Annotated in this window: 21 protein-coding genes and 1 tRNA gene; 7 read left to right on the top strand and 15 right to left on the bottom strand. The window is 71.4% G+C overall.

Annotated elements, in window-relative coordinates; genetic code table 11:
- Positions 1-60: 60 nt before the first annotated feature.
- Positions 61-366: a 1,2-phenylacetyl-CoA epoxidase subunit PaaB gene (paaB, locus tag AB0N80_RS09230; RefSeq protein ID WP_315994742.1), complete on the bottom strand. Its 306-nt coding sequence runs from the start codon at positions 364-366 to the stop codon at positions 61-63.
- Complete coding sequence (gene paaA, locus AB0N80_RS09225; protein WP_363389760.1) at positions 366-1,352, bottom strand: 1,2-phenylacetyl-CoA epoxidase subunit PaaA; 987 nt, start codon at positions 1,350-1,352, stop codon at positions 366-368. The genes paaB and paaA overlap by 1 nt, the downstream gene beginning before the upstream one ends.
- Positions 1,353-1,485: 133 nt before the next feature.
- Here paaA and AB0N80_RS09220 point away from each other — a divergent pair, with 133 nt between their 5' ends.
- The gene (locus AB0N80_RS09220) at positions 1,486-2,148 is read left to right on the top strand and encodes an HAD family hydrolase (protein WP_315994744.1); all 663 of its coding nucleotides are present in this window, start codon (positions 1,486-1,488) and stop codon (positions 2,146-2,148) included.
- 49 nt (positions 2,149-2,197) lie between these two features.
- Here AB0N80_RS09220 and AB0N80_RS09215 read toward each other — a convergent pair whose 3' ends face one another.
- Entirely contained in the window at positions 2,198-2,905 is a 708-nt protein-coding gene (locus tag AB0N80_RS09215) for a PAS domain-containing protein (RefSeq protein ID WP_363578551.1), read from the bottom strand.
- Between the two features lie 157 nt (positions 2,906-3,062).
- Here AB0N80_RS09215 and AB0N80_RS09210 point away from each other — a divergent pair, with 157 nt between their 5' ends.
- The 5 genes from AB0N80_RS09210 to AB0N80_RS09190 are packed head-to-tail and all read left to right on the top strand — an operon-like array spanning position 3,063 to position 7,291.
- Positions 3,063-4,025: an ABC transporter substrate-binding protein gene (locus AB0N80_RS09210; RefSeq protein WP_363389764.1), complete on the top strand. Its 963-nt coding sequence runs from the start codon at positions 3,063-3,065 to the stop codon at positions 4,023-4,025.
- Between the two features lie 2 nt (positions 4,026-4,027).
- On the top strand, positions 4,028-5,002 hold the full coding sequence (locus AB0N80_RS09205; RefSeq protein ID WP_363578550.1) for an amino acid ABC transporter permease: 975 nt from the start codon (positions 4,028-4,030) through the stop codon (positions 5,000-5,002).
- The gene (locus AB0N80_RS09200) at positions 4,999-5,781 is read left to right on the top strand and encodes an amino acid ABC transporter ATP-binding protein (protein ID WP_363389767.1); all 783 of its coding nucleotides are present in this window, start codon (positions 4,999-5,001) and stop codon (positions 5,779-5,781) included. Before AB0N80_RS09205 ends, AB0N80_RS09200 begins: the two co-directional genes overlap by 4 nt.
- Positions 5,778-6,902, top strand: coding sequence for an aminotransferase class V-fold PLP-dependent enzyme (locus AB0N80_RS09195; protein ID WP_363578549.1), 1,125 nt, complete (start codon positions 5,778-5,780; stop codon positions 6,900-6,902). Before AB0N80_RS09200 ends, AB0N80_RS09195 begins: the two co-directional genes overlap by 4 nt.
- Complete coding sequence (locus AB0N80_RS09190) at positions 6,899-7,291, top strand: RidA family protein (RefSeq protein WP_315994750.1); 393 nt, start codon at positions 6,899-6,901, stop codon at positions 7,289-7,291. The genes AB0N80_RS09195 and AB0N80_RS09190 overlap by 4 nt, the downstream gene beginning before the upstream one ends.
- Before the next feature lie 12 nt (positions 7,292-7,303).
- Here AB0N80_RS09190 and paaK read toward each other — a convergent pair whose 3' ends face one another.
- From paaK to AB0N80_RS09150, 8 genes are all read right to left on the bottom strand, one after another.
- Positions 7,304-8,614: a phenylacetate--CoA ligase PaaK gene (paaK, locus tag AB0N80_RS09185; RefSeq protein ID WP_363578548.1), complete on the bottom strand. Its 1,311-nt coding sequence runs from the start codon at positions 8,612-8,614 to the stop codon at positions 7,304-7,306.
- Positions 8,611-9,153, bottom strand: a complete 543-nt coding sequence (gene paaI / locus AB0N80_RS09180; RefSeq protein WP_363578547.1) for a hydroxyphenylacetyl-CoA thioesterase PaaI — start codon at positions 9,151-9,153, stop codon at positions 8,611-8,613. Before paaI ends, paaK begins: the two co-directional genes overlap by 4 nt.
- Positions 9,150-11,195, bottom strand: coding sequence for a phenylacetic acid degradation bifunctional protein PaaZ (paaZ, locus tag AB0N80_RS09175; RefSeq protein ID WP_363578546.1), 2,046 nt, complete (start codon positions 11,193-11,195; stop codon positions 9,150-9,152). The genes paaI and paaZ overlap by 4 nt, the downstream gene beginning before the upstream one ends.
- Complete coding sequence (locus tag AB0N80_RS09170) at positions 11,192-12,118, bottom strand: 3-hydroxyacyl-CoA dehydrogenase family protein (protein ID WP_363578545.1); 927 nt, start codon at positions 12,116-12,118, stop codon at positions 11,192-11,194. The genes paaZ and AB0N80_RS09170 overlap by 4 nt, the downstream gene beginning before the upstream one ends.
- Complete coding sequence (locus tag AB0N80_RS09165) at positions 12,115-12,990, bottom strand: enoyl-CoA hydratase/isomerase family protein (protein ID WP_363578544.1); 876 nt, start codon at positions 12,988-12,990, stop codon at positions 12,115-12,117. Before AB0N80_RS09165 ends, AB0N80_RS09170 begins: the two co-directional genes overlap by 4 nt.
- Positions 12,983-14,173, bottom strand: coding sequence for a thiolase family protein (locus tag AB0N80_RS09160; protein WP_315994756.1), 1,191 nt, complete (start codon positions 14,171-14,173; stop codon positions 12,983-12,985). Before AB0N80_RS09160 ends, AB0N80_RS09165 begins: the two co-directional genes overlap by 8 nt.
- A 336-nt stretch (positions 14,174-14,509) precedes the next feature.
- Positions 14,510-14,585: transfer RNA gene (locus AB0N80_RS09155), tRNA-Arg, on the bottom strand.
- A gap of 14 nt (positions 14,586-14,599) precedes the next feature.
- Entirely contained in the window at positions 14,600-15,334 is a 735-nt protein-coding gene (locus AB0N80_RS09150) for an NRDE family protein (protein WP_363578543.1), read from the bottom strand.
- 314 nt (positions 15,335-15,648) lie between these two features.
- Between AB0N80_RS09150 and coaBC the strand changes: the two genes are divergently transcribed.
- Positions 15,649-16,860 carry a bifunctional phosphopantothenoylcysteine decarboxylase/phosphopantothenate--cysteine ligase CoaBC gene (gene coaBC, locus AB0N80_RS09145; protein ID WP_363578542.1) on the top strand — a complete coding sequence of 404 codons (1,212 nt, stop codon included), beginning with the start codon at positions 15,649-15,651 and terminating at the stop codon, positions 16,858-16,860.
- A gap of 64 nt (positions 16,861-16,924) precedes the next feature.
- On the opposite strand, the gene AB0N80_RS09140 is transcribed toward coaBC, so the two are convergent.
- The 4 genes from AB0N80_RS09140 to AB0N80_RS09125 form a co-directional block, all read right to left on the bottom strand.
- The gene (locus AB0N80_RS09140; protein WP_363578541.1) at positions 16,925-18,181 is read right to left on the bottom strand and encodes a DUF2510 domain-containing protein; all 1,257 of its coding nucleotides are present in this window, start codon (positions 18,179-18,181) and stop codon (positions 16,925-16,927) included.
- 66 nt (positions 18,182-18,247) lie between these two features.
- Positions 18,248-21,778, bottom strand: coding sequence for an error-prone DNA polymerase (locus AB0N80_RS09135; protein ID WP_363578540.1), 3,531 nt, complete (start codon positions 21,776-21,778; stop codon positions 18,248-18,250).
- 66 nt (positions 21,779-21,844) lie between these two features.
- Entirely contained in the window at positions 21,845-23,389 is a 1,545-nt protein-coding gene (locus AB0N80_RS09130) for a DNA polymerase Y family protein (protein WP_363578539.1), read from the bottom strand.
- Positions 23,389-24,105 carry a hypothetical protein gene (locus tag AB0N80_RS09125; protein WP_315994762.1) on the bottom strand — a complete coding sequence of 239 codons (717 nt, stop codon included), beginning with the start codon at positions 24,103-24,105 and terminating at the stop codon, positions 23,389-23,391. The genes AB0N80_RS09130 and AB0N80_RS09125 overlap by 1 nt, the downstream gene beginning before the upstream one ends.
- Between the last annotated feature and the right edge of the window lie 82 nt (positions 24,106-24,187).

Below are 24,187 nucleotides of genomic sequence, written 5' to 3'. Positions count from 1 at the left end.
CTGCGACCCCAGGTCCCTGAGCCTGTCGAAGGGACCGGTCCCCCTGATCGGTCGAGATGCTCACAGGTGCGGCACCCCCTCGGAGGCGGTGTAGTACACGGCGTGCCGATAGTTCTTGCCCGCCGGGGACTCGAAGAACGCGCCCTTGGCCCCCGGGTCGCTCGTGGTCACGGCATCCGAGGGCACGACCCACACCGAGACGCCCTCGCCGCGCCGGGTGTACAGGTCGCGCGCGTTGCGGACGGCGAGTTCGGCGTCGGGTGCGTGGAGCGAGCCGACGTGCACGTGACTGAGGCCGCGGCCTGCGCGCACGAAGACCTCCCACAGGGGCCAGGTCTCCGCGGGGCTCCCGCCGGGCGTGGCCATCAGGCGGCCGCCGTCGTCTCGGCGCGGGCGGCGCTCTTCTTCGCGGCGTAGGCCGCGGCGGCCTCGCGCACCCAGGCGCCTTCCTCGTGGGCGTCACGGCGGTGCTGGCGGCGCATCGTGTTGAGCGGACCGCGTCCGGCGAGCACCTCGTGGAACTCGGTCCAATCGATCTCGCCCATGCGGTACTCGCCGGTCGCCTCGTCGAACCGCAGCTCGGGGTCGGGCAGCGTCACGCCCAGCACGGCCGCCTGCGGCACGAGCATGGACACGAAGCGCTGACGCAGCTCGTCGTTGCTGAAGCGCTTGATGTTCCACGCCATCGACTGCGCCGAGTTGGGCGAGTCGTCATCGGGGGGTCCGAACATCATCAGGCTCGGCCAGTACCAGCGGTTCACGGCATCCTGAGCCATCTCCCGCTGCTCCTCTGTTCCCTGCATGAGGGTGAGCAGGATCTCGAAACCCTGGCGCTGGTGGAACGACTCCTCTTTGCAGATGCGCACCATCGCGCGACCGTAGGGCCCGTACGAGGCGCGGCACAACGGCACCTGGTTGCAGATCGCGGCGCCGTCGACGAGCCAGCCGATCGCGCCCATGTCGGCCCAGGTGGGGGTCGGGTAGTTGAAGATCGACGAGTACCGCGCCTTCCCGTCGACGAGCTGCTGCGTCATCTCGTCGCGCGTGATGCCGAGGGTCTGCGCCGCGGAGTAGAGGTACAGGCCGTGACCCGCCTCGTCCTGCACCTTCGCGAGCAGGATCGACTTGCGCTTCAGGCTCGGTGCCCGCGTGATCCACGCCCCTTCCGGCTGCATGCCGATGATCTCGGAGTGCGCGTGCTGCGAGATCTGGCGGATCAGCGTGCGGCGGTAGGCGTCCGGCATCCAATCGCGCGGCTCGATGCGGCCGTCGGCCTCGATGAGGGCGTCGAACGTCGCCTCGCCATCGAGGGCGTGGGCGTGGGCGTCCGCGGGGGGTACGGTCATCGTCATCGTCGACTCCTTTTACAGACCGATCGTTCAGTAAAACTGTAGCCGAGGGCGCCCGGGACCGCAATGGGACTGACCTCGCGCGCGGCGGCGTGTGGGCTGCATGCACCCGACCACGACCGGAAGACGGAACCCCATGGCAGACACCGCGATCTTCGACGTCGACGGCACCCTCGTCGACACCAACTACCAGCACGCCCTCGCCTGGTACCGGTCATTCCGCCGCTTCGACATCGTGCTGCCGATCTGGCGCATCCACCGCGCGATCGGCATGGGCGGCGATCAGCTCGTGCCCTCCCTCACCGACGACAGGGTCGAACGCGCGCACGGCGACGACCTGCGTGCCGCGTGGGCCGAGGAGTTCGAACCGCTCATCGACGAGGTGCGCCCCTTCGACGGAGCGCACGATCTGCTCCTCGAGGTCAAGAAGCGCGGATTCCAGGTCGTGCTCGCCAGCTCCGGCAAGAGCGACCACGTCGAGCATTTCCTCGACCTCGTCGAGGCGCGCGACATCGCCGACGCATGGACGACCTCCGACGACGTGACCGCCAGCAAACCCGCCCCCGACCTCGTGCAGACGGCCCTCGCCCGCGTGTCCGGCACGGGCGGGATCATGATCGGAGACTCCCCCTGGGATGCCGTGGCGGCCGGCGACGCCGGCGTCGACACGGTCGCGGTGCGCACCGGCGGGTTCTCCGTCGACGAGCTTCACGACGCAGGCGCCGTCCGGGTCTTCGACAGCCTGCGCGATCTCATCGACGGCCTCGACGGCACCCCGCTCGCGCGGCCCGGCGTGTGAGCGGCGACCGCGCGGTCGCCGGCCGAGATCGAGTCGTCGTGGGGAACGCTCAGACCCGGGAGCGTCGCACCTGCGCGAGGTAGCGGTAGACCGTCGGCTCCGACACCTGGAGGGCGGTCGCCACCTGCGCCACCGCGCCCTTCAGCAAGAAGACGCCCGCGCGCTCCAGCTCACCGACCGTCGAGGTCTTCTCCTGCACGCTCATGCGATGAGGCTCGACACCTCGAGCGGCGACGATACGATCGATGCCGTCCAGGGCCAGCTCGTCGACACTCGCGCTGAGTCGCTCCGCGACGGGCGCGGCGGTGCCGACACCCGGGTCCACCACCGCTTTCGGCACGCCGGTGGTCGCCGTGATGGCCTCGAGGAGATCACGCGCGCGGCGGAGCGGCTCATCGTCGACGTTGACGCAGAGCATGCCGACGACGGCACCCACCCTGTCGCGGATGAAGAACGTGGAAGAGCGGAAGGCGCCACCCGTCCGCGAGACGGCCAGGTAATTCGCGAGGAAGTCACGATCGTCGTGCTCGTGATTCTGCAGCACCTTGAGTACGAGATCCGTCGCCGGGCCGCCGACGGAACGGCCGCTCACGTGACCGTTGGTGAGGGCGACGATGGAGCGGCTCACGTCGCTGGTGTCGTGCAGCACCACCTCGGTGCGGGGTCCGAGCAGCTCCGCGAGGAAGTCCATCATCGGCAGATACGGCGCGAACTCCGGCCGCAGCACTCGCGTCTCATCGACGACCGTCCGTCTCATCACCGATCTCCTCCCCCGCCGCGGCTTCCGCTTCGACGTGATGGTCAATTTAGATTGCGCGCACGTAACAATTCTGCTTCATCGTGATAATATTCTCTTATTATCGCTGCGGAGTCGATAGCTTCCGATGACAACGACGTTTGGAAAGGCCCCCCACATGACCCGTCACGCCCGCACCCTCACCGCCATCGGCGCTCTCGCCGCGAGCGCCGCCCTCACCCTCTCGCTCTCCGCGTGCGGCGGCCCGAGCGCACCCCAGCCCGGTGATGCGCAGACCGACGGCGCCGCATCGTCGATTCCCGACACGTCCGCGCTGCTCGACGGCGTCGGCGCCGACGACGCACTCGTCGCGATGGTCCCGAGCACGATCAGCGACGCCGGACAGCTCGTCGTCGGCTCGAACGTGCAGTCTCCCCCGAACAACTTCTACGCCGCAGACGGTTCCACCGTCGTGGGGTCGGACCACGACCTCATCACCGCGATCGCCAAGAAGCTCGGCCTCGACGTGCAGTACGAGAACCAGGACTTCGGCTCGCTCATCACGAGCCTGCAGTCGGGACGCGTCGACGTCACCATCGCCGCGATGAACGACACAGCCGAGCGGCAGCAGGCCATCGACTTCGTCGATTACCTGACGTCCGGCATCACGATCATGGTGCAGAAGGACAACCCCGCCGGGATCACCGGACCCGACACGCTGTGCGGTCACTCCGTGGCCGTCGTCACAGGCACGAGCCAGCAGGAGTTCGCCGAGTCCACCAGCGCGGACTGCACCGCCGACGGCAAGGAGGCCGTGGAGGTCGTCGTCACCGACAGCGACAGCCAGAACCAGACCCAGCTGCGCACGGGACGGATCGACGCGATCGTCAACGACCTCCCGAGCGCGGTCTACATCTCGCAGACCACTCAGGACGGAAACGCGTTCGAGGTCGTGCCGGGCGACGTCATCGACGGAGCCCCCTACGGCATCGGCGTCAACAAGGACAACGCCGGCCTGCGCGATGCGATGGCCCAGGCGCTCGATGCGCTCATCGACGACGGCACCTACGCCGAGATCCTCGACTCCTGGGGGATCTCCTCCGGCGCCGTGACCGAGGCCGTCGTCAACGGGGGCAAGTGACGGTGTCGATCTCCACATCCCGGCTGGGCGATGGACGCGGTCCGTCGCCCGCCGCGGCCGGGGAACGGCCCCTCCTCCCCCAGGTCCGACTGAAGCACTGGGGGCGGTGGGTCAGCGGAGTCGTCATCGTGCTCCTGCTGGTCGCCCTCATCGCCGCCGCCTCGCAGGGTGACATCTCCTACGGCGACATCCCGTACTACGTGATCTCGCCGATCATCCTTCAAGGTCTCGTCGGCACCATCGTGCTCGCGGTCGTCGCCCAGCTGAGTGCGATCGTCATCGGTGTCGTCATCGCTCTCATGCGCATCTCGAAGAACCCCGTCGCCCAGGCTTTCGCGGCCGGGTACACCTGGTTGTTCCGCGGATTGCCGGTACTGCTGCAGATCCTGCTCTGGTACAACCTCGCGCTGATCTTCCCGCGCCTGCAGGTCGGCATCCCGTTCACCGACGTGCTCTTCGTCGACGTGAGCACGAATGCCGTCATGACCACCTTCATCGCGGCGTTCCTGGGCCTTGCGCTCAACGAGAGCGCGTACATGGCGGAGATCGTCCGCGCGGGCCTCAAGAGCGTCGACCGTGGCCAGATCGAGGCCGCGCAGTCCATCGGCCAGACCCCGATGCAGCGCATGGCGCGGATCGTGCTCCCCCAGGCGATGCGCATCATCATCCCCCCGACCGGCAACGACTTCATCAACATGCTCAAGGGCACGGCCATGGCATCCGTGATCGGGTACGTCGAGCTCATCCGCGCCGCCAACAACATCTCGTCGTTCAACCTGCAGGTCATGGAGACGCTCATCGCCGCGGCCATCTGGTACATGGTGATCGTCAGTGTCGCCAGCGTCGGGCAGTTCTACCTCGAGCGCGCCTTCGACCGTCAGGATCGCCGGCCCGGCGGTCCGCGCAACGCACGCGCCCTTCGCCGGAAGATCGTCGGCGACCTCGGCCGTCCCCCGCTGATGAGGAGCGAGAAATGACCGTCACCCCCGACGCCGCACCTGTTCTCGAAGCGGTGCGCATCACGAAGTCCTACGGACACAATGTGGTGCTCAGCGACGTGTCGCTCACCGTCCGCAGCGGCGAGGTCGTCTGCATCATCGGCCCGTCCGGCGCCGGGAAGTCCACGTTCCTGCGCACGCTGAACCGTCTCGAGGAGCCCGACAGCGGCGAGGTCTGGGTGGGCGGCGAGCCCATGGGCTACGAGCTCCGCGACGGCAAACTGCACGAGTTGACGGAGCGCCGCCTGTCGGCGCAGCGCGCGAAGACGGCGATGGTCTTCCAGCACTTCAACCTCTTCCCGCATCTCACGGTGCTCGGCAACGTGATGGAGGGGCCGGTGCGCGTGCAGCGTCGACCGGCGAAAGAGGTGCGGGCGGAGGCCGTCGCGATCCTCGAACGGGTCGGCCTGGGCGAACGGATCGACGCGTATCCGAGCCAGCTGTCGGGCGGTCAGCGGCAACGCGTCGCGATCGCCCGGGCGGTGGCTATGAAGCCGCTGTTCCTGTTGTTCGACGAACCGACCTCGGCCCTGGACCCGGAGCTCGTCGGCGAGGTTCTGACGGTGATGGGCGACCTCGCTCGGGAGGGGATGACGATGCTCGTCGTCACGCACGAGATGGCGTTCGCCCGCGAGGTCGCGGATCGCGTGGTGTTCATGGCCGATGCCGGCATCGTCGAGGAGGGGCCGGTGGAGCAGGTGCTCGGCGACCCTCGCGAGGCGCGGACGCGGCAGTTCCTGCAGCGGGTGCTGGCATGAGCTCGACGGCGTGGGAGAGATACCTCGCAGCGTTCCGCGAACCGAGCGGGTATCTCAACTTCGCCAGCTACGGTCCTCCGTCGCAGGCCGTGGTCGACACGATCGGCGGGCTCGCCCAGGCGGCCGCGGACGGCGAGGCCTCCGCACGGCTGCATGCCGAAGACCGGCGCGCCCTCGCGGCAGTCTCCCGTCTGAGCGGCTTCGCTCCGGATGCCGTGACCCTGACCAGCAGCACCTCCCTCGGGCTGTTCCAGATCGCCTTCGGATTGCCGCCGGGCGAGGTCCTCGTCAGCGCGGCGGAGTTCCCCTCCAACCTGTACGCGTGGTGGCGGTCGGAGGAGGCGGGCCTCACCCGGGTGCGGACCCTGCCTCCCGTCGCGGGAGTCCCCCTGGCCCCGGTCACCGCCGCGCGCGTCGCCGAGGCCGTCACGGCCGATACCGTGGCCGTCGCCGTCAGTGCCGTCGACTTCCGCACCGGAGCCCGTGCGGACCTCGCCGCGCTCCGCGACGCCGTTGGCGACCGGCTGCTCATCGTCGACGGCATCCAGGGGTTTGGCGTCATCGAGGCCGATTGGACGCTGGCGGATGCGCTGGTCGTCGGCGGACAGAAGTGGCTCCGAGCCGGATGGGGAACCGGCTTCCTGGCGCTGTCCCCGCGGGCGCTGGAGCGCCTCCGTCCCCTTCTCGGCGGCTGGACCGGCGTCGAGGAGGCGGGGCTCTACGACGGACGTCCGCACCCGGCTCTTCCCGGAGCGCAACGCCTGTCGATCACCAACGCCTCCCCGTTCAGCTCAGGTGCCCTCGCGACCGCTCTCGAGCTGCTGGAGAGCGTCGGCGTACCGACCGTCGGCCGGCGCATCGCCGACAGGACCGGTCAGTTGTCGACCGCGCTGACGGATGCCGGTTTCCCCGTGCTGTCACCACAGGAGGACGGTGCGCGCGCCGGCATCGTCGTGGCGCACGTCGCCGACCGATCGGCCCCCACGACCGTCGCGCGTCTCGCCGAGCGCGGTGTGACGGCCACCGCGCACGGTTCCGACCGTGTGCGCTTCAGTGTGCACGCCACCACCTCGTCGTCCGCGGTCGACGCCGCCATCGACGCCCTGAAGGGAACCCCATGACCATCATCTCCACAGTGACCTCGCCCGAAGCCCCCGCCGCCATCGGCGCCTACTCGCAGGCCGTCCGCACCGGGGAACTCGTCTTCGTCTCGGGACAGCTGCCCCTCGACCCCGCGACGGGAGAGCTCGTCGGCGCCGACGTGCGCGCCCAGGCCGCGCAGTCGCTGAGCAACGGCGCCGCCATCCTCGCCGCCGCCGGCTCGAGCATGGACCGCGTGGTCAAGACCACGATCCTGCTGACCGACATCGCCGACTTCGCCGCGGTGAACGAGGTCTACGGCGAACGCTTCACCGGCGCGGTGCTGCCCGCTCGTGCGGCCTACCAGGTCGCCGCCCTCCCCCGCGGCGCGAAGGTCGAGATCGAATTCATCGCCGTCTGCGGAGACTGAGGGCCCCGCGGATCAGCGCAGGTCGTAGACCCGCTTGTACTTGCCCTCGCTGCGGGGAAGGACGCCCGGCTCCTCGACGCGCACGTCGACCGTCGTGCCGATGAGCACCTTGATGCGCTGCTGCAGCGCGACGCCGGCGGCTTCGCACACCTCGCGTTCCAGGGCCGGATGCCTCTCGATGCGGACGGTCATGGCATCCATCCGCCCCTCGCGCCGCAGCTCGAGCACGAAGTGGGGCGTGAGGGTCTCGATGCCCATCACGATCTCCTCGATCTGCGTCGGGAAGAGGTTCACGCCGCGCAGGATGATCATGTCGTCGTTGCGGCCGGTGATCTTCTCGATGCGGCGCATCGACGGGAACGCCGTGCCGGGGTGCAGACGGGTGAGGTCGCGGGTGCGGTAGCGGATGACCGGGAACGCCTCCTTCGTGAGGGAGGTCAAGACAAGCTCGCCGAGCTCGCCGTCGGCGACGGGCTCGCCGGTCTCGCCGTCGATCGTCTCGGGGAGGAAGTGGTCCTCCCACACGTGCGGGCCGTCTTTGGTGAGGGCGCTCTCGGATGCCACGCCCGGGCCCATCACCTCGCTCAGGCCGTAGATGTCGACGGCGACGAGGTCGAGCCGGCGCTCGATCTCGCGTCGCATCTCGTTGGTCCAGGGCTCCGCGCCGAGCACGGCGACCTTGAGCGAGGTGGATCGCGGGTCGACACCCGCGGCCTCCAACGCGTCGGCGATCGTCAAGAGGTAGCTGGGCGTGCAGAGGATGGCATCCGGTTCGAAGTCCTGGATGAGCTGGGCCTGGCGCGCGGTCTGCCCACCCGACATCGGGATGACGGTCGCCCCGAGCCGCTCGATGCCCGCGTGCGCGCCGAGGCCCCCGGTGAACAGGCCGTAGCCGTACGCGTTGTGCACGCGGTCGCCCGCGCGGATGCCGGCCGCGCTCAGCGACCGCGCGACGAGGTCGGCCCAGCGGTCGAGGTCGCCGGCGGTGTATCCGACCACCGTGGGACGCCCGGTCGTGCCGGAGGAGGCATGGATGCGACGCACGTCGGCCATCGGCACCGCGAACATCCCGAAGGGATAGGTCTCCCGGAGGTCCGCCTTGGTCGTGAACGGCAGCAGGCGGATGTCGTCGAGCGAGCGGATGTCGTCGGGGTGCACGCCGGCCTCGTCGAACGTGCGGCGGTACAGCGCGACGTTGTCGTACGCGTGGCGCACGGTCCACTGCAGGCGCTCGAGCTGTAGGGCGCGGAGCCTGTCGAGCGGGATGCCGGTGGGATCGACGGATGCCAGGAAGTCCGGGCCCGATGCGGTGGTCAGGGTCATCGGGACACCTCCGTGGTCGTCAGCGCGGCGTTGCGCTGGGGGTCGTTCGCGGGTCGGGGGCCGGAGGCATCGACAGGCTTAGCCACCGGCGCGTCAGAGCTCACCGCCACGTCAGAGGTCCCTGAGCTCGTCGAAGGGACCGGAACCGGCGGACGCCGGTCCGTCGTGATGCTGCGGCCGCGCACCTCGGCGACGAGGTCGCCCGTCTCATCCGTCACCCGGATGTCGTACAAGCCCGTCCGGCCGCTGCGGGCGCGGCGCGCAGCCGTCGCCGTGAGCGTCTGCCCGGCGGTCGTGGACTTCAAGAACGTGATGTCGGCGCCGCCGGCGACCGTCACGCGCTCGTCCTCGTTGCAGGCGATCGCGAAGGCCGTGTCGGCGAGGGTGAAGACGAGCCCGCCGTGGGTGATGGCGAAGCCGTTCAGCATGTCGTCGCGCACGGTCATCGACACCCGCGATTCTCCGGGCGCGTCGTGTTCGACGACCATGCCGAGCATCGCGGATGCCTGATCGCGCTGCATCATCGGCCGCAGACTCATGCCGGCACCGCCACCGGAGCCCACGTCTTGGCCACGAGCGTGAGCACGTCGTACTGCGCGACGATCTCGTCGTCCTGGTTGCGGATCACGGCATCCCACCGCACCTCGCCGTACTCGTCGGTCTCGCGCGGGGTGATCTGCTTCGCCGTGAGCGACACGCGGATGCGGTCGCCGGGTGAGACGGGGGTGACGAAGCGGAGGTTCTCGAGGCCCGAGTTCGCCAGCACGGGACCCGGCGCGGGGTCGACGAAGAGCCCTGCCGCCCACGACACGAGCAGGTACCCGTGCGCGACGCGTCCCGGGAAGAACGGGTTCGCCGCGGCCGACTCCTCGTCCATGTGCGCGTAGAACGTGTCGCCGGTGAATCTCGCGAACACCTCGATGTCGTCGAGGGTGACCTCTCGCTCGGCCGACTCCACGGCATCCCCGATCCGGAGATCCGAGAGGGGTTTGCGGAACGGGTGCGTCCCCGTGGAGTCGGTCTCGGCTCCCGGATGCCACACCCCGGTGAGCGCGGTCAGCATGCGCGGCGAACCCTGAATCGCGGTGCGCTGCATGGAGTGGAGGACGGAGCGGATGCCGCCGAGCTCCTCGCCGCCACCCGCCCGACCGGGCCCGCCGTGCACGAGGTGCGGCACGGGGGCGCCGTGGCCGGTCGAGGTGCGCGCATCGTCGCGGTCGAGGAAGAGCACGCGGCCGTTCATCGCGCCCATTCGGGTGAGCAGCTCTGTCGCGACGTCGGGGTCGTGGGTGGCGATGCTCGTGACGAGCGAGCCGCCGCCCCGACCCACGATGGTCGCGGCCTCGGCGACGTCGGCGTATTCGACGATGCTCGCGACCGGCCCGAACGCCTCGATGTCGTTGACGGCCGGGGTCGCGGCATCCGCGAAGGCCAGGAGCATGGGCCGGAGGAACGCTCCCTCTTCGGGTGTGCCCTCGGGCGCCTCGGCCGAGCCGACGACGAACCGCCCTCCTGCCGCCTGGAGCGCCGTCACCTGCCGCAGCACCTCGTCGCGCTGCTCGCGCGAGACGACCGGGCCCATCGTGACGCCCTCGGCGCGCGGGTCGCCGACGACCACGCGCTCGGCGATCTTGTCGCGCAGCGCCTCGGCCACGGCATCCGTCATTCCCGCCGGCACGATCGCGCGGCGGATCGCGGTGCACTTCTGCCCCGCCTTGGTCGTCAGCTCGACGAGCAGCTGCTTCACGTAGGCGTCGAACTCGGGGGTGCCGGGTACCGCGTCGGGGCCGAGGATCGAGGCGTTGATCGAGTCGGTCTCGCTCGTGAACCGCACCCCGGGCCTCGCCTGGGCGCGGAGGCGCTCGGCGGTGGAGGCGCTGCCGGTGAAGCCGACGGTGTCGCCGAGGTCGAGGAGGTCGAACAGGCCCGGGACGCTCCCGCTGATCAGCTGCAGGGCGCCCTCGGGCAGGAGGCCGGTCTCGACGACCATCCGCACCCACGCCTCGGCGATGTACGCCGTCGGGGTCGCGGGCTTCACGATCGTCGGGAGCCCGGCGAGGAACGCGGGGGCGAACTTCTCGAGCGCCCCCCACATCGGGAAGTTGAAGGCGTTGATCTGCACCGCGACACCGGGCAGGCGCGTGTACACGTGCCGACCGAGGAAGGAGCCGTCCTTCGACAGCGGCTCGACCGGTCCGTCGAGCACGACCTTTCCGGCGGGGAGTTCGCGACGGGCCTTCGACGAGAAGGTGAAGAGCACGCCGATGCCGCCGTCGACGTCGCTGAGCGAGTCGCGGCGGGTCGAGCCGGAACGCTCCGAGAGGGCGTAGAGCTCTTCGCGGCGGTCGTTCAGCGCGATCGCGAGGTTCTTCAGCACCATCGCGCGCTGGTGGAAGGTGAGGGCGCCGATGCTCTTCTGGCCCTCGCGCCGTGCGTAGGCGACGGCACCCTCGAGGTCGAGCCCGCGCGTGCTGACCCGCACGATCTCCTCCCCCGTCGACGCGTCCCGCACGATCGCCGCGTCGGGGTCGCCGTCCGGCGTCCACCACGCACCCTTCACGTAGCTCGGCAGAAACGTCATCGTTCGCTCCATTCGTAGAATCCGCGGCCGGTCTTGCGACCCAGGTGCCCCTGGGCGACGAGCTCTCGCAGCAGCGCGGGCGGGGTGAAGCGCGCGCCGAACGCGCGCTCGAGTTCTTCGGCGATGCCCAGGCGCACGTCGAGCCCGACGATGTCGGTCGTGCGGAGGGGGCCCATCGGATGCCGGTACCCCAGCTCCATCGCCGTGTCGATGTCGTGCGCCGACGCGACGCCTTCTTCGAGCATGCGGATCGCTTCGAGCCCCAGGGAGACACCCAGGCGGCTGGACGCGAAGCCCGGCGCATCGCGCACGACGACGGCGGTCTTGCCGATGGCCTCGACCCAGTCGGTCGCCGCGCCGACGACCTGCGGTTCGCTGCGCGACCCGGTGACGACCTCGACCAGCGCCGATGCCGGGACGGGGTTGAAGAAGTGCAGGCCGAGGAACCGCTGCGGGCGGCGGAGCGCGGCGGCGAGCGCATCGATCGAGATGGAGGAGGTGTTGGACGCCACGACCGCGTGGTCGTGCACGGCCCCCTCGATCCGCGCGAGGGCGTCGACTTTGAGCGCGCGATCCTCGGGGACGGCCTCGATCACGAGGCCCGCGGCGGCGAACGCGGCGGTGTCGACGCCGGTGGTCAAGGTGTCGGCATCCGGGATCTCGATGCCCTTCTGCGCGGAGCGGGCCAGAGCGGTCTCGACGCGCTCGCGGGCAGCCTCGGCGGCCGCGGCGTCGCGCTCGACGACGTGCACGCGGGCACCGGCGAGCAGGAACGCGTGCGCGATCCCGGCTCCCATGCGGCCCCCGCCGAGCACGCCGACGCTGGTGGGCACGGACGCCGGGACCCGGTCGGTCGAGGGGCGCGGCGCGGCGGCGGTACCGGCAAGGGCGTGGGCCGGAGACGTGGTCTCGGGGAGGGTCACTTCTTCTTCCTCTCGAGGAACGCGGTCATGCGCGCGCGCTTGTCGGCGCTGTCGAACAGCTCGGCCTGGAGTTCGCCGTCGATGGCGGGGTGCTCCGCGCGGGGCGCGAGCAGGGCGCGCTTGGTGAGGATGGTCGCGCGCGCGGAATTCGCGGCGATGCGGTCGGCGATCGCGTGGGCGGCGTCCAGCACCGCGTCGGGCTCGTGCACGCTCGACAGCAGTCCCCACGCGAGGGCCTCGTCGGCGTCGATCACCCGCGCCGTCAGCAGAAGCTCGCTCGCGCGGGCGTGGCCAACGATCTCGGGCAGCCGCCACGACGCTCCGGCCGCGGCGATGATGCCGAGCCCCGGCTCGGGGTTGCCGAATCGCACACGCGGGGTGCCGATGCGGATGTCGGCGGCGTAGGCGAGCTCGGCTCCCCCGCCGAGCGCGAAGCCGTCGACGGCCGCGATCACGGGCATCGGCAGGCGGCGGATGCGATCGAACGCGGTCGCGTTGATCCCGCGGCGCGCGTCGTCGCCGGTGCGTTCGCGCAACTGCGCGATGTCGGCCCCAGCGGCGAAGATCCCCCCGGCGCCGGTGATGATGAGCGTGCGCGGGCGCTCCTCCAGCTCCTCACAGAGGGCGTGGAGTTCGTCGATCATCGCCTGGTCGATCGCGTTGCGGCGCTCCGGTCGGTCGAGGGTGGCGACGACGCGATCGGCGCGGTCGTCGATGCGGATGCGCGGTGTCGAGCCCGTCGCCCCGGTGGCTGAGCTCGTCGAAGCCCCCGGCCCCAGGTCTCCGCCGGCCCGGGTCCCTTCGACAGGCTCAGGGACCTGCGCTGGCGCATCGACCTGGGCCGAGGTTGCCGGCGTGTGCGTCTCAGCCATCGACCCGCTCCACGATCATCGCCGTGCCCTGCCCGACGCCGACGCACATGGTCGCCAGGCCGTAGCGCGCGTCCTCGCGCTCGAGCCGACCGAGCAGCGTCACGAGAAGCCGCGAGCCGCTCGACCCCAGCGGATGTCCGAGAGCGATCGCCCCGCCGTCGGCGTTGACGATCTCGGGGTCGAGCCCCAGCCGACGCATGCACGCGAGCGACTGCGACGCGAACGCCTCGTTGAGTTCGACCGCCCCCAGATCGGATGCCGACAGCCCTGCCTTCGCGAGAGCCTTCTCGGTCGCGGGCACGGGGCCGAGCCCCATGATCTCCGGCGCGAGACCGGCGGAGGCGTGGGCGACGATCCGCGCGCGGGGGCGCAGGCCGTAGCGCTCGACCGCGTCGGCGCTGGCGACGACGATCGCGGAGGCTCCGTCGTTGAGCGAGCTGGAGTTGCCCGCCGTCACGACCTCCCCGCCCTTCACGACGGGTCGGAGCCCGGCGAGCGCATCGAGCGAGGTGTCACGCCGCGGTCCTTCGTCGGTGTCGATGAGGCCCCGACCGGTGTCGACGGCGACGATCTCGTCGCGGAAGTGCCCGGCATCCTGCGCCCGCACCGCCCGCTCGTGACTCCGCAGCGCGAACGCGTCGGCGTCGGCGCGCGAGATGCCGTCGACGCGCGCGACCTCCTCGGCCGTCTCGGGCATGGTGAACGTCGCTTTGTCGCGCGCGGCGAGACGCGGGTTGGTGAAGCGCCAGCCGATCGAGGTGTCGAAGGCGTCGCCCGGCTTCGCCCATGCTTTCGAGGGCTTCGCCTGCACCCAGGGCGCGCGCGTCATCGACTCCACCCCGCCCGCGACGACGATGTCGGCGTCGCCCGCCCGCACGGCCTGGGCGGCGAGCGCGATCGCGCTCATCCCCGAGGCGCAGAGGCGGTTCACGGTGAGGCCGGGGATGGCATCCGGGAGGCCTGCGAGCAGCACGGCCATGCGCGCGACGTTGCGGTTGTCCTCGCCGGCCTGGTTCGCCGCGCCGAGGATCACCTCGTCGATCGCCTCGGCGGGAACACCCGCGCGGGTCACGGCCTCACCGACCACGAGGGCCGCGAGATCGTCGGGACGAACGGATGCCAACGACCCGCCGTACCGCCCGACCGGGGTGCGCGCACCGCCGATGAGAAACGCCTGCGACATCGCCATCCTCTCCCCCGCCGGCTCTGGCGGGGTCGCGTCCACCTCGACTGCGAGGTTTTCCGACCGATCGTTCAGTAATAATGCCATGCGGCGGACGCGGGGGCAACGGGGCGACTGAGGTCGAGGGCGAGGGCGGGGGGCGAGGGCACGGCCTCGACCACTACGCGAGACAGACGACGGCCTCGACCTCGACGCGAGCGACGCGGGCGAGGCCCAAGCGATGTCGCAGACGCCGCGGATGGCCCCGGGGCCACCTGCGGGCACACGTCGTACGGCCAGTCGAGAGGGACGCCGGAACGAGGGGCGCGCGCCCGGAGAGCCGACCGCGGCGCGAGATGGTGCCCCCGACAGGATTCGAACCTGCGACGCCCGCGTTAGGAGTGCGGCGCTCTATCCCCTGAGCTACGGAGGCGGGATGCCACCAGCCTACCGCCGCGACAGCGGGTCGCCCGTGAGCAGCCGGGACGGGAGCCCGGCGTCCCAGTGCCCCGGCTCCGCCAGGCGCGCGTCGCGCATCTCGACGCCGTCCGGGCCGATACTCGCGGCACAGACGAGCAGCGACTCGAGAACGAGGCCATCGTGGGCGTCGCGACGGAGGATCGATGACGCGGGGTCGTGCGTCGACTGTTCCACGACGCGCATCCACGGCTCCCACCACGCGGAGTCGGCTGCGAGTCCTGCGCCGCGAAACTCCGCGAGCCACCGTGCGATGCGCGGGGTCCCGGCATCGTCCACCGCGTGGTGAGCGACCATGTGCGTACCGGGGCTCAGCGGCGTGCGCCGCACCGCGAGTCCGTCCCACTCGACGAGGCGGGCACCCGTGGCATCCACCTCGACGAGGTTGAACCCGCGGGTCGGAGGATGATCCGGGATGCCGTCACCCAGCGCATCGAGGGCGATCGCGCCGCGGCTGACGACCTCGTCATCCGCGCGCGTCGAAAGGTCTTCGCGGTTGAGGAGCACCGCCAGCCGACGTCGATCGGGATGGACCGTCAGCCACGCACCGCCCGCGCGGTCGTCGCGCACGCCGAGAACCCCGGGGCGGTCGGGCCACCACGGTCCGAGGCCGCGCCACGGGCGGTCCCGGTCCTCATCGCGGACCGCGAGGAGGCGCACGGGGTCACCGGGCGCGGCGGGGACATCGATGACGACGGTGCACACCCGCTCTACGCTACCCGCGCCGTGAAAACAGGGGATGCCACGAGAACAGGGCGCACGGCGCCACATCGGCCTGTTCTCGTCGCATCCCCTGTTCCGGTGTCGGCGGTGACCCCCGCGTCGGCACCGACGTCCGCACCCGGACCCGCCCCACGCCTACCGCGCCCTGAAAGCAGGGGATGCGACGAGAACAGGGCGCACGGCGCCGTATTGGCCTGTTGTCGTCGCATCCCCTGTTCTGGTGACGGCGGCACCTGTGCCGCTCGCCGTGCCCGCACCACCCCCCGCCGACCGGTGCGACCTGGAAGACTGGGGCGATGTTCGTCGTGGTGGGAGTGACCGGGGGCATCGCCGCCTACAAGACCGTCGGCCTCGTGCGCCTGCTGGGGAAGGCCGGGCACGACGTGCACGTGATCCCCACCGACGACGCCCTGCGGTTCGTGGGACTGCCCACCTGGGAGGCGCTCAGTCGCCATCCCGTGACCACGTCGGTGCATGACGACGTCGCCAAGGTTCGTCACGTCGCGCTCGGCCAGTCGGCCGACCTCGTGATCGTCGCTCCGGCGACGGCCAACACCCTTGCGGCGATGGCCGCCGGGCTCGCCTCCGACCTGCTCGGCACGACGCTGCTCGCGACCACCGCCCCCGTCGTGGTCGCTCCGGCCATGCACACCGAGATGTGGCGGCATCCGGCGACCGTCCACAACATGGAGGTGCTGCGCGCCCGCGGCGTGCACGTCGTGGGACCGGCCGACGGTGAGCTCACCGGCGGCGATTCCGGTCCGGGCCGCATGTCGGAACCCGAGGAGATCGCCGCCGCGGCCCTCGCCCTCGTCGAACGCCCGCGTGACCTCGACGGCGTCTCGATCGTGGTGAGCGCCGGGGGCACGCGCGAGCCGATCGATCCGGTCCGCTTCCTCGGCAACCGCTCCAGCGGACGGCAGGGTGTCGCGATCGCCCGCGCGGCCGCCGACCGCGGCGCGCGGGTGACCCTCGTCGCCGCGCATCTCGACGCCGACGTGCGTCCCGACCCCCGCGTCGAGGTCGTGGCGGTCGGAACCGCCGACGAACTCGGACGGGCGATGGATGCCACGGCTCCCGACGCCGATGTGATCGTCATGGCCGCGGCGGTCGCCGACTACTCCGTGGCCGAGGTGTCGGCGCACAAGCTGCGCAAGCAGGACTCCCCGGGTGGACTGACGCTGCACCTGACCGAGAACCGCGACGTCGTGGCCGGGCTCGTCGGAGCCCGGCGTGCGGGTCAGACGATCGTCGCTTTCGCCGCGGAGACCGTGGCCGATGACGACGAGCTCCTCGCGCGCGCCCGCGCCAAGGCCGCGCGGAAGGGCGTCGACCTCCTGGCCGCGAACGCCGTGGGGTGGACGCGGGGCTTCGAGGCGGCGGACAACGCCCTCACGATCGTGGATCGCGACGGACGCGTCGTGGCGACGGCATCCGGATCGAAGGATGACACCGCGCACGCGCTTCTCGACGCGATCGCGGCGGTGCGGGCGACGTCGCACGACTGACGGGCCTCGCCCGGAATCGCCGCGAGCCGGGTGAGGACGCCCTCGCCCTCACCCGCCCGCCGGCTCAGTATCCGTAGTACTGGAGCTCCTCGATCAGCGGGATGATCTGCCAGAGCAGGAAGATCCCCCACGCGATGATGGCGATGAGCGCCACGACGTTGACCGCGATGGCCGCCCACATCGGCGCGAGACCGCTCCGTGTGCGCTTGCGCAGGATCACGGCGCGACCGATGACGTACACCAGCCCGCTGCCGATGAGGAAGACGAAGAAGCTCCACGCCCAGTGGAACGGCCGCTCGACCCCGCGAGCGCGCAGCACACGCCAGTCGAGGAACGCGAAGAGCACCGTGACCGCCGAGAAGACGAGTCCCAGCACGGTGGTGACGGCAGACACCACCGCTTCGACGGGCGACGTCCCGCCGCCGTAGACCTGCGCGTAGAACGACTCCTGGATGAAGGTCGACCAGTCGAACAGGAACAGCGAGAGAACCCCGACCAGCGGGAGGAGGGCCACCAGCCAGACCCAGACGGTGTTGGTGCGGATGTCGGTGCGCGGGGCGGCATCCGGCGAGGCGGAGGCGCTCGAATACGCCGGAGCTCCCGGGTAGGCGGGCGGACTCGCATACCCCGCGGCGGTCGGCGAGCTCGCCGCGGTCGGATACGCGGGCGCGGGCGCCGGCGCCGACACGGGCGCTATGGGCGGGGCGACGGGCGGCACCGCAGAGGCTGCCGCAGGAGCCGGATCGGTCGCGGCGCCATGGTCCGGGGCCACGACAGGATCCGGGGTCGCCGACGGCTCCGACGCCGCGGACGGCTCCGACGCGACGACGGGCTCCGGTGCAGCCGGTGCACCCGCCGCGAGGTCGCGCTCCGGGGTCGCCGACGGCTCCGACGCCACGACGGGATCCGGGGTCGCCGACGGCTCCGACGCCGCGGATGGCTCCGAAGCGACGACGGGCTCGGGTGCGGTCGGCTCCGGGCTGCCCGCGGGCGCCGGCGCGGCCGGCTCCGGGCTACCCGCAGACTCCCCCGCGAGATCGGGCTCCGACGCCACGACGCGGTCACCGACCCCCGGCTCCGACGCGGTCGCGGCCTCCTGCGGTTCGGCCGAGGCGAGGGGCTCGCGCGCGTGTGGGACCGCGTCGTGCGCGACGGCGCTGTCCTCGCTCGTCGGCGCGGCCGTGGCCTCTGGCGCGGTGGGCGCCGACCCGTCGACCGTGCGCACCTCGTCGGTCCAGCTCGTGCCGTCCCAGCGGCGCAGGCCGCCGCCTCCTGCGGGGTCGGGGTACCAGCCGTCGGGCGGTGTGGGCGTGTCGGTCATGGTCGTTTCCCCTGTCTGGTGCGGAACCGGGCGAGATCGCCCCGAGTCTAGTGAGGGCGCTCGAGGTCATCGGAAGTCCCTCGATGCGTGCGCGACCCCGACGCGCAGATCCGTGAACCCGTCGGCGACCACGTTGGTGACCCCCTCGACCGAGCGCTCGAGCATTCCGCGCACGATGAGAGCGGGCGATTCCCGGGCGACGCGCCGGTACCTGTTCCACACCCCCACCGAGCAGATGATGTTCATGAGCCCGTGTTCGTCTTCGAGGTTGAGGAAGGTGATCCCGGATGCCGTGGCCGGCCGTTGCCGGTGGGTCACCAGGCCCGCGACCTCGATGCGTCGGCCGGTCTCGAACGTGCGCAGTTCTCGCGAGGTGATCACCCCGCGAGCGTCGAGCGCGGAGCGGAAATGGGTCAGCGGATGGTCATCTGCCGAGAGGCCCGTCGCCCACAGGTCGGCGGCGAGCACCTCGTAGCTGGAGGGGTCGGTGAACAGAGGCGGCTGAACCGAGACCAGCGAGTCGGGGAGGAACTCGGGGCGATCCATCGCGGCCGATCCGGCGAGCCAGATCGCCTCGCGGCGGGTGTGCCCGAGGCACTCGAACGCCCCCGCCGTGGCGAGCGCCTCGATCTGCGCGGTGACGAGTCCCGTGCGCCGCACGAGGTCGCGCAGGTCGCGGTACGCACCCCCGCTCTCACGCTCGGCGACGATGCGCTCGGCGACCTTGACCCCGATCCCGGTGACCTCCGCGAGCCCGAGCCGCACGGCGAACCCCCCGTCTCGACGGTGCGCGAGGGTCTCGTCGGGTTCGGAGGGGTCGAACTCCCCCGTCGGCGGCTGATCCGCGTGCGCGCACGCGGGGCGTCCGGTCGGCGCCCCGGCCCCGCGGCGGGGTGCGTCGTCCGCATCGGGGGCTCCCCCGGCATCCCCCGGCCCGCGCCGCGTCTCGCCGACCGACGCCCCCGCCGGAGCCCCGGCATCCCCTCCGTGCTGCGAACCGGCGTCGTCGTCGAGCACCTCGAGCGAGGCCTGGACCTTCGAGCGCAGCAGATCGGGCCGACGCACCACCACACCGTGACGGCGGGCGTCGGCGGTGAGGGTCTCGGGCGAATAGAACCCCATCGGCTGCGCGCGCAGGAGCCCCGCGAGGAACGCCGCCGGGTAGTGCAGCTTGATCCACGAGCTCGCGTAGACCAGGAGAGCGAACGACAGCGAGTGCGACTCCGCGAAGCCGAAGTTCGCGAACGCCTGGATCTTCGCGTACAGCTCGTCGGCGACCCGACCGACCAGGCCGTTCTCGGCCATGCCGGCGTACAGCGTCTCGCGGAGGGAGTCGATGCGTTCGAGCCCGCGCTTCGACCCCATCGCCCGGCGCAGCAGGTCGGCGTCTTCGGCCGAGCAGTTGCCCACGGCCACCGCCATCTGCATGAGCTGCTCCTGGAACACCGGGACACCCATCGTGCGTGACAGCACCGGCTCGAGCTTGGGGTGCACGTAGGTGATCTCCTCCTGGCCGAGCTTGCGCCGCACGAAGGGGTGCACCGCCCCGCCCTGGATGGGCCCGGGACGGATAAGGGCGATCTGCACGACGAGGTCGTAGAACTTCCGCGGCTGCAGGCGCGGCAGCAGACCCATCTGCGCACGTGATTCGACCTGGAACACCCCGATCGAGTCGGCCCGGCACAGCATGTCGTACACGGCCTTCTCTTCTTTGGGCAGGGCCGACAGCTCCCACTCCTCCCCCGTGGCATCCCGGATCAGATCGAAGCAGTACTGCAGCGCCGCGAGCATGCCCAGGCCGAGCAGGTCGAACTTCACCAACCCCATCCAGGCCGCGTCGTCTTTGTCCCATTGGATGACCGTGCGGTTCTCCATGCGCGCGTGCTCGATGGGCACCACCTCGCCCACCGGCCGGTCGGTGAGCACCATTCCCCCCGAGTGGATGCCGAGATGCCGCGGCGCCTTGAGCAGCTCCGACGCGAACTCGATGACCTGATCGGGGATGTCGTGATCCGACCCGGTCTCGAGCGTCGCCCCCCAGCGCTCGACCTGCTTCGACCAGGCGTCCTGCTGACCCGGGGAGTGCCCGAGAGCGCGAGCCATATCGCGCACCGCGTTCTTCGGGCGGTACTGGATGACGTTCGCCACCTGCGCCGCCCGCTCGCGCCCGTACTCGCCGTAGACCCACTGGATGATCTCCTCGCGCCGGTCGGAGTCGAAGTCGACGTCGATGTCGGGCTCCTCGTCGCGCAGGCTCGACAGGAACCGCTCGAACGGCAGCTTGTAGAAGATGGAGTCGACCGCGGTGATGTTCAGCAGATAGCAGACGGCGCTGTTGGCGGCCGAGCCCCGCCCCTGACACAGGATGCCGCGACGACGGGCCTCGGCGACGATGCCGTAGACGATGAGGAAGTAGCCGGGGAAGTCCTTCATCTCGATCACCTCGAGCTCGCGCTCGATACGGCGGCGGTCGTCGTCGGAGAGGTTCGGATACTTCGTCGGCACCGCCTCCCAGACCAGGTGCCGCAGCCACGACATGGGCGTATGCCCCTCGGGCACTTTCTGCTTCGGCAGGGCCGGCTTGGCCCGACGCAGGGGGAACGCGATCTCGTCGGCGAGCGCCACCGTGCGCGCCACGGCTCCCGGATACCGGGCGAAGCGCGCGGCCATCTCGGCCCCCGAGCGCAGGTGCGCCCCGGCGTGGGCGGGGAGCCAGCCGTCGAGCTCGTCGAGGCCGCGGTTCGCCCGCACCGCGGCGACGGCGGCGGCGAGGAGCTGCTTCTGCGGGGCGGCGTAATGCACGTTGTTGGTCGCCAGGGTCGCGAGCCCCCGTTCGGCCGCGAGCCCGGCGAGCACGTCGTTGCGGCGCGAGTCGAGCGGGTCGCCCTGATCCATCAGCTCGACGTAGACGGCCTCGGCCCCGAACAGGTCGACGAGGGTGTCGAGCTCTCGCGCCGCACCCGCCGGCCCCTCGAACGCCAGGGCCTGTCGCACCGCCCCCTTGCGGCATCCGGTGAGCACCGCCCAGTGCGGATCGCGCGGACCCCCGGCGCGTTCGGCCAGGTCGTCGAGATCGTAGACCGGGCGTCCTTTCTCGGCGCCCTCGAGCTGCGCGTGGGTGATCGCGGCGGCGAGGCGGTGATACCCCTCTTCGCGCCGCGCGAGCACGAGGAGGTGCGAACCGGTCGGGTCGGCCTCGCCGTTCTGCGGGCCGCGGAGGCCCAGCGACAGTTCCGCGCCGAACACCGTCTTCACCGCGCGCGCCTCGGCGGCCTCGGCGAAACGCACGATGCCGTAGAACCCGTCGTGATCGGTGAGCGCGAGGGCGTGCAGGCCGAGGCGTTCGGCCTCTTCGACGAGCTCCTCGGGCGACGACGCCCCGTCGAGGAACGAGTACGACGAGTGGGCGTGCAGTTCGGCGTACGGCACGGTGTCGGCCGGACGCTCGATCGTCGGAGGCACGTAGGCGCCGCGCTTGTGCGACCACGCCGGACTGTCACCGCCGTCGCCGTTAGGCGGGGCACCGGTGGGGCGCCGCGCGTCGCTGAGCAGTCGTTCGAGCTCCGACCACTTCACCGGCGGATTGGTCCAGCCCATCACGCACCTCCCGATCCGAGGGGCGACGACCGAGCGGCGAGCGCGCGCGAGGAGAGCGGACGGCGGTCAGTCATAGCGCCCCTCCGCTCGCCATTCCCCCTCTTCGACGACGAGCAGCCACGCACCCCCGTCGGCGTCGACGACCTGGAACCGGTGCGCCCGCCGAGCGCGCAGGGGGTCCCACCCGCGCTCGCTGATCGGCCAGGGACCCGCCCACTCCTGGATGCGTCGACGCTGCCCCGCCGTCTCGAGCACCGCGGGTGGGGCGCTCAGCGCGTCTCGCTCGCCCACGGTCACGGGCGCCCCCGCGATGTCGGTGACCCCCACCAGGCGAGGCTCGGGATAGACGGTCGCCGGCAGGGGGTCGGGGAGACTCCCCGGCCAGGGGCGCGTGCGCTCCTTCGCCGTGACGGCACGATCGCCCCACGGCACCAGCACCTGCCGTTCGGCGAGCCACCGCCCGCCGCCGATCACCGGCGTGAGCACCGCGCGATGGCCGAGCATCGCCTGCACGCGCGAGAGGGCGTGGTGCACGCGTTCGTCGGGCCCCGCACCGAACAGACCCCGGGCGTGGTGCGCGGCGGCATCGACGGCCTCGGGCTCGATGTGCACGCCCGCGACCCCGCTGCCGAAGATGCCCTGCGCGTCTTCGGCGAGCTGCCACCGCACGCGGTCGACCACTCCCGCCGCGTCGAACGAGCCGGGGTGCAGCCACACGCGTTCGCTGCGCTCGCCCCGCTCGCCGGTGAGGACGACACGCAGTTCGGTGCACACCAGGTCGTGCGCGCCGAGGCGCGCGATGAACTCCTCGGCCGCCACGCGCATGCCGAAGGCGATCTGGTCGGCCAGCTCGAGCGGGGGCTCGAAGGCGACGTCGCGATGGAGCTCGGGCGGGGGCGTGCGCGGCAGCACCGGCTGGGAGTCGAGACCCCCCGCCAGGGCGTGCAGACGCACCCCCCGTTCGCCGAACCTCTCCCGCATCCTCTCGACCGGCAGGCCGGCCAGCTCGCCCAGGGTGTGCACCCCGAGGCGCGAGAGGAGGCTGCCGAACTCGTCGTCGTCGAGGGTCGTGATCGACAGCGGCGCGAGGAACGCGCCCGCCTCCCCCGGCGGTACGACGCGCACGGGCTCGTCGAGGCCGGCCGTGCGGGCCGCCTGCTCCGCGGTGAAGACGCCGTCGGCCACGCTCGCCCGCACTCCGGCGAACCCGTCGTCGTCGAGCAGGCGGATCAGCATGCGGGCCGCCTCGAGCTCGCCGCCGTAATAACGGGCCGGGCCCCGGGCCTTCACGGCGCACAGCCCCGGCCGCACCACGTGCACGCCGGGGGCGTGCTCCTCGACGCGAGCGACGACGGGGGCGAAGGCTCGGGCGTCGCGCACAGCGTCGGCGGGCACCACCTGCAGCCCCGGGCACAGGGCCTGCGCATCGCGCCGCTTCTGCCCGCGCCGCACGCCGTGCGCGCGAGCCGCCCACGAGCACGCGACGACGACGTTGTTCGCGAACACCGCCACGGCGGCATCCGGCTTCGGAGGAGACACGGCCTCGCGCACGAACGCCGTGATCGGCCAGTCGGGGAACCACAGCACGAGACTGCGCGTCGGCGCCGTCATCAGCCCACCGCCCGCACGGGATAGGCCTCGCGCTCGCGGGGCACGAGACGTTCGGTGGGGGCGCCGAGCAGTTCGATCGAGCCGTCGGCCGCGGGCAGCATCATGCGGGCGCGGCGGGCGTTCGGCGAGCGACGACTGCTGACCGACACCGTCAGTTCGCGCCCGGCCAGGTAGCCGTGCCCCTGCCCGAGCCCCGTCCAGTGCGGGTCGGCCACGTCGATCACGGCCTCCGCCTGCGGCCAGGCGCCCTGCACCAGCAGCACCGATCCGCGATCGCGCAGGCGCGCGGCCAGGCGGGTGGTCTCGGCCCCTCCCCGCGCGGCCGGGGAGCCGAGGGGCGGACGCACGGCCACCACGGGGAGCACCTCGGTGATCGTCGCTGTCACCGCGAGCCAGCGCGGTCCGGGATCGGGGATGAAGACGAGCCGGTCGAGGTCGAGCCCGTACTTCTCGGCCGCCTCGGCTCCGAGCTCGGGCATGCCGATGACCCCGCACCATGCTCCGTCTTGGGAGGGACGCGCCATCAAGGCCAGCAGAAGGGATGCCGAGCGGGCGAGCGCATATGCCGACCCCGAGCGCAGACCCCCGCCGGGCAGCAGCGACGAGAACGCCGGATGCGTGGGCAGCACGGGGGCGTCCATGCGCCGCCCCTGCATGCGCTCGAGGCGATCGCGCAGCGCGGTGATGTCGGGTACGGCCTGTACCTGGTCTCTCACGATCGCCCTCACTCCCACAGGTTAGAACATGTGTTCTAGTGTCTCAATCCCTGTGGTCGAAGATACGATCGACCTCCGACAT

Source organism: Microbacterium sp. NPDC089188, from assembly GCF_040685155.1.
GTDB lineage: Bacteria > Actinomycetota > Actinomycetes > Actinomycetales > Microbacteriaceae > Microbacterium > Microbacterium galbum.
The sequence above is the reverse complement of the archived record's forward strand: the minus strand, read 5'-3'. Positions and strand labels throughout refer to the sequence as shown.

What these genes read in the sequence shown, in the direction of transcription:
- AB0N80_RS09165 (WP_363578544.1), bottom strand. Translation starts at nt 12,990, where the DNA reads ATGGCTGAGACGCACACGCCGGCAACCTCGGCCCAGGTCGATGCGCCA.
- paaZ (WP_363578546.1), bottom strand. Translation starts at nt 11,195, where the DNA reads ATGACGTTTCTGCCGAGCTACGTGAAGGGTGCGTGGTGGACGCCGGAC.
- paaB (WP_315994742.1), bottom strand. Translation starts at nt 366, where the DNA reads ATGGCCACGCCCGGCGGGAGCCCCGCGGAGACCTGGCCCCTGTGGGAG.
- AB0N80_RS09210 (WP_363389764.1), top strand. Translation starts at nt 3,063, where the DNA reads ATGACCCGTCACGCCCGCACCCTCACCGCCATCGGCGCTCTCGCCGCG.
- AB0N80_RS09190 (WP_315994750.1), top strand. Translation starts at nt 6,899, where the DNA reads ATGACCATCATCTCCACAGTGACCTCGCCCGAAGCCCCCGCCGCCATC.
- AB0N80_RS09160 (WP_315994756.1), bottom strand. Translation starts at nt 14,173, where the DNA reads ATGTCGCAGGCGTTTCTCATCGGCGGTGCGCGCACCCCGGTCGGGCGG.
- AB0N80_RS09220 (WP_315994744.1), top strand. Translation starts at nt 1,486, where the DNA reads ATGGCAGACACCGCGATCTTCGACGTCGACGGCACCCTCGTCGACACC.
- AB0N80_RS09140 (WP_363578541.1), bottom strand. Translation starts at nt 18,181, where the DNA reads ATGACCGACACGCCCACACCGCCCGACGGCTGGTACCCCGACCCCGCA.
- AB0N80_RS09200 (WP_363389767.1), top strand. Translation starts at nt 4,999, where the DNA reads ATGACCGTCACCCCCGACGCCGCACCTGTTCTCGAAGCGGTGCGCATC.
- paaK (WP_363578548.1), bottom strand. Translation starts at nt 8,614, where the DNA reads ATGACCCTGACCACCGCATCGGGCCCGGACTTCCTGGCATCCGTCGAT.
- AB0N80_RS09215 (WP_363578551.1), bottom strand. Translation starts at nt 2,905, where the DNA reads ATGAGACGGACGGTCGTCGATGAGACGCGAGTGCTGCGGCCGGAGTTC.
- AB0N80_RS09195 (WP_363578549.1), top strand. Translation starts at nt 5,778, where the DNA reads ATGAGCTCGACGGCGTGGGAGAGATACCTCGCAGCGTTCCGCGAACCG.
- coaBC (WP_363578542.1), top strand. Translation starts at nt 15,649, where the DNA reads ATGTTCGTCGTGGTGGGAGTGACCGGGGGCATCGCCGCCTACAAGACC.
- AB0N80_RS09130 (WP_363578539.1), bottom strand. Translation starts at nt 23,389, where the DNA reads ATGACGGCGCCGACGCGCAGTCTCGTGCTGTGGTTCCCCGACTGGCCG.
- AB0N80_RS09135 (WP_363578540.1), bottom strand. Translation starts at nt 21,778, where the DNA reads ATGGGCTGGACCAATCCGCCGGTGAAGTGGTCGGAGCTCGAACGACTG.
- paaA (WP_363389760.1), bottom strand. Translation starts at nt 1,352, where the DNA reads ATGACGATGACCGTACCCCCCGCGGACGCCCACGCCCACGCCCTCGAT.
- paaI (WP_363578547.1), bottom strand. Translation starts at nt 9,153, where the DNA reads ATGAGTCTGCGGCCGATGATGCAGCGCGATCAGGCATCCGCGATGCTC.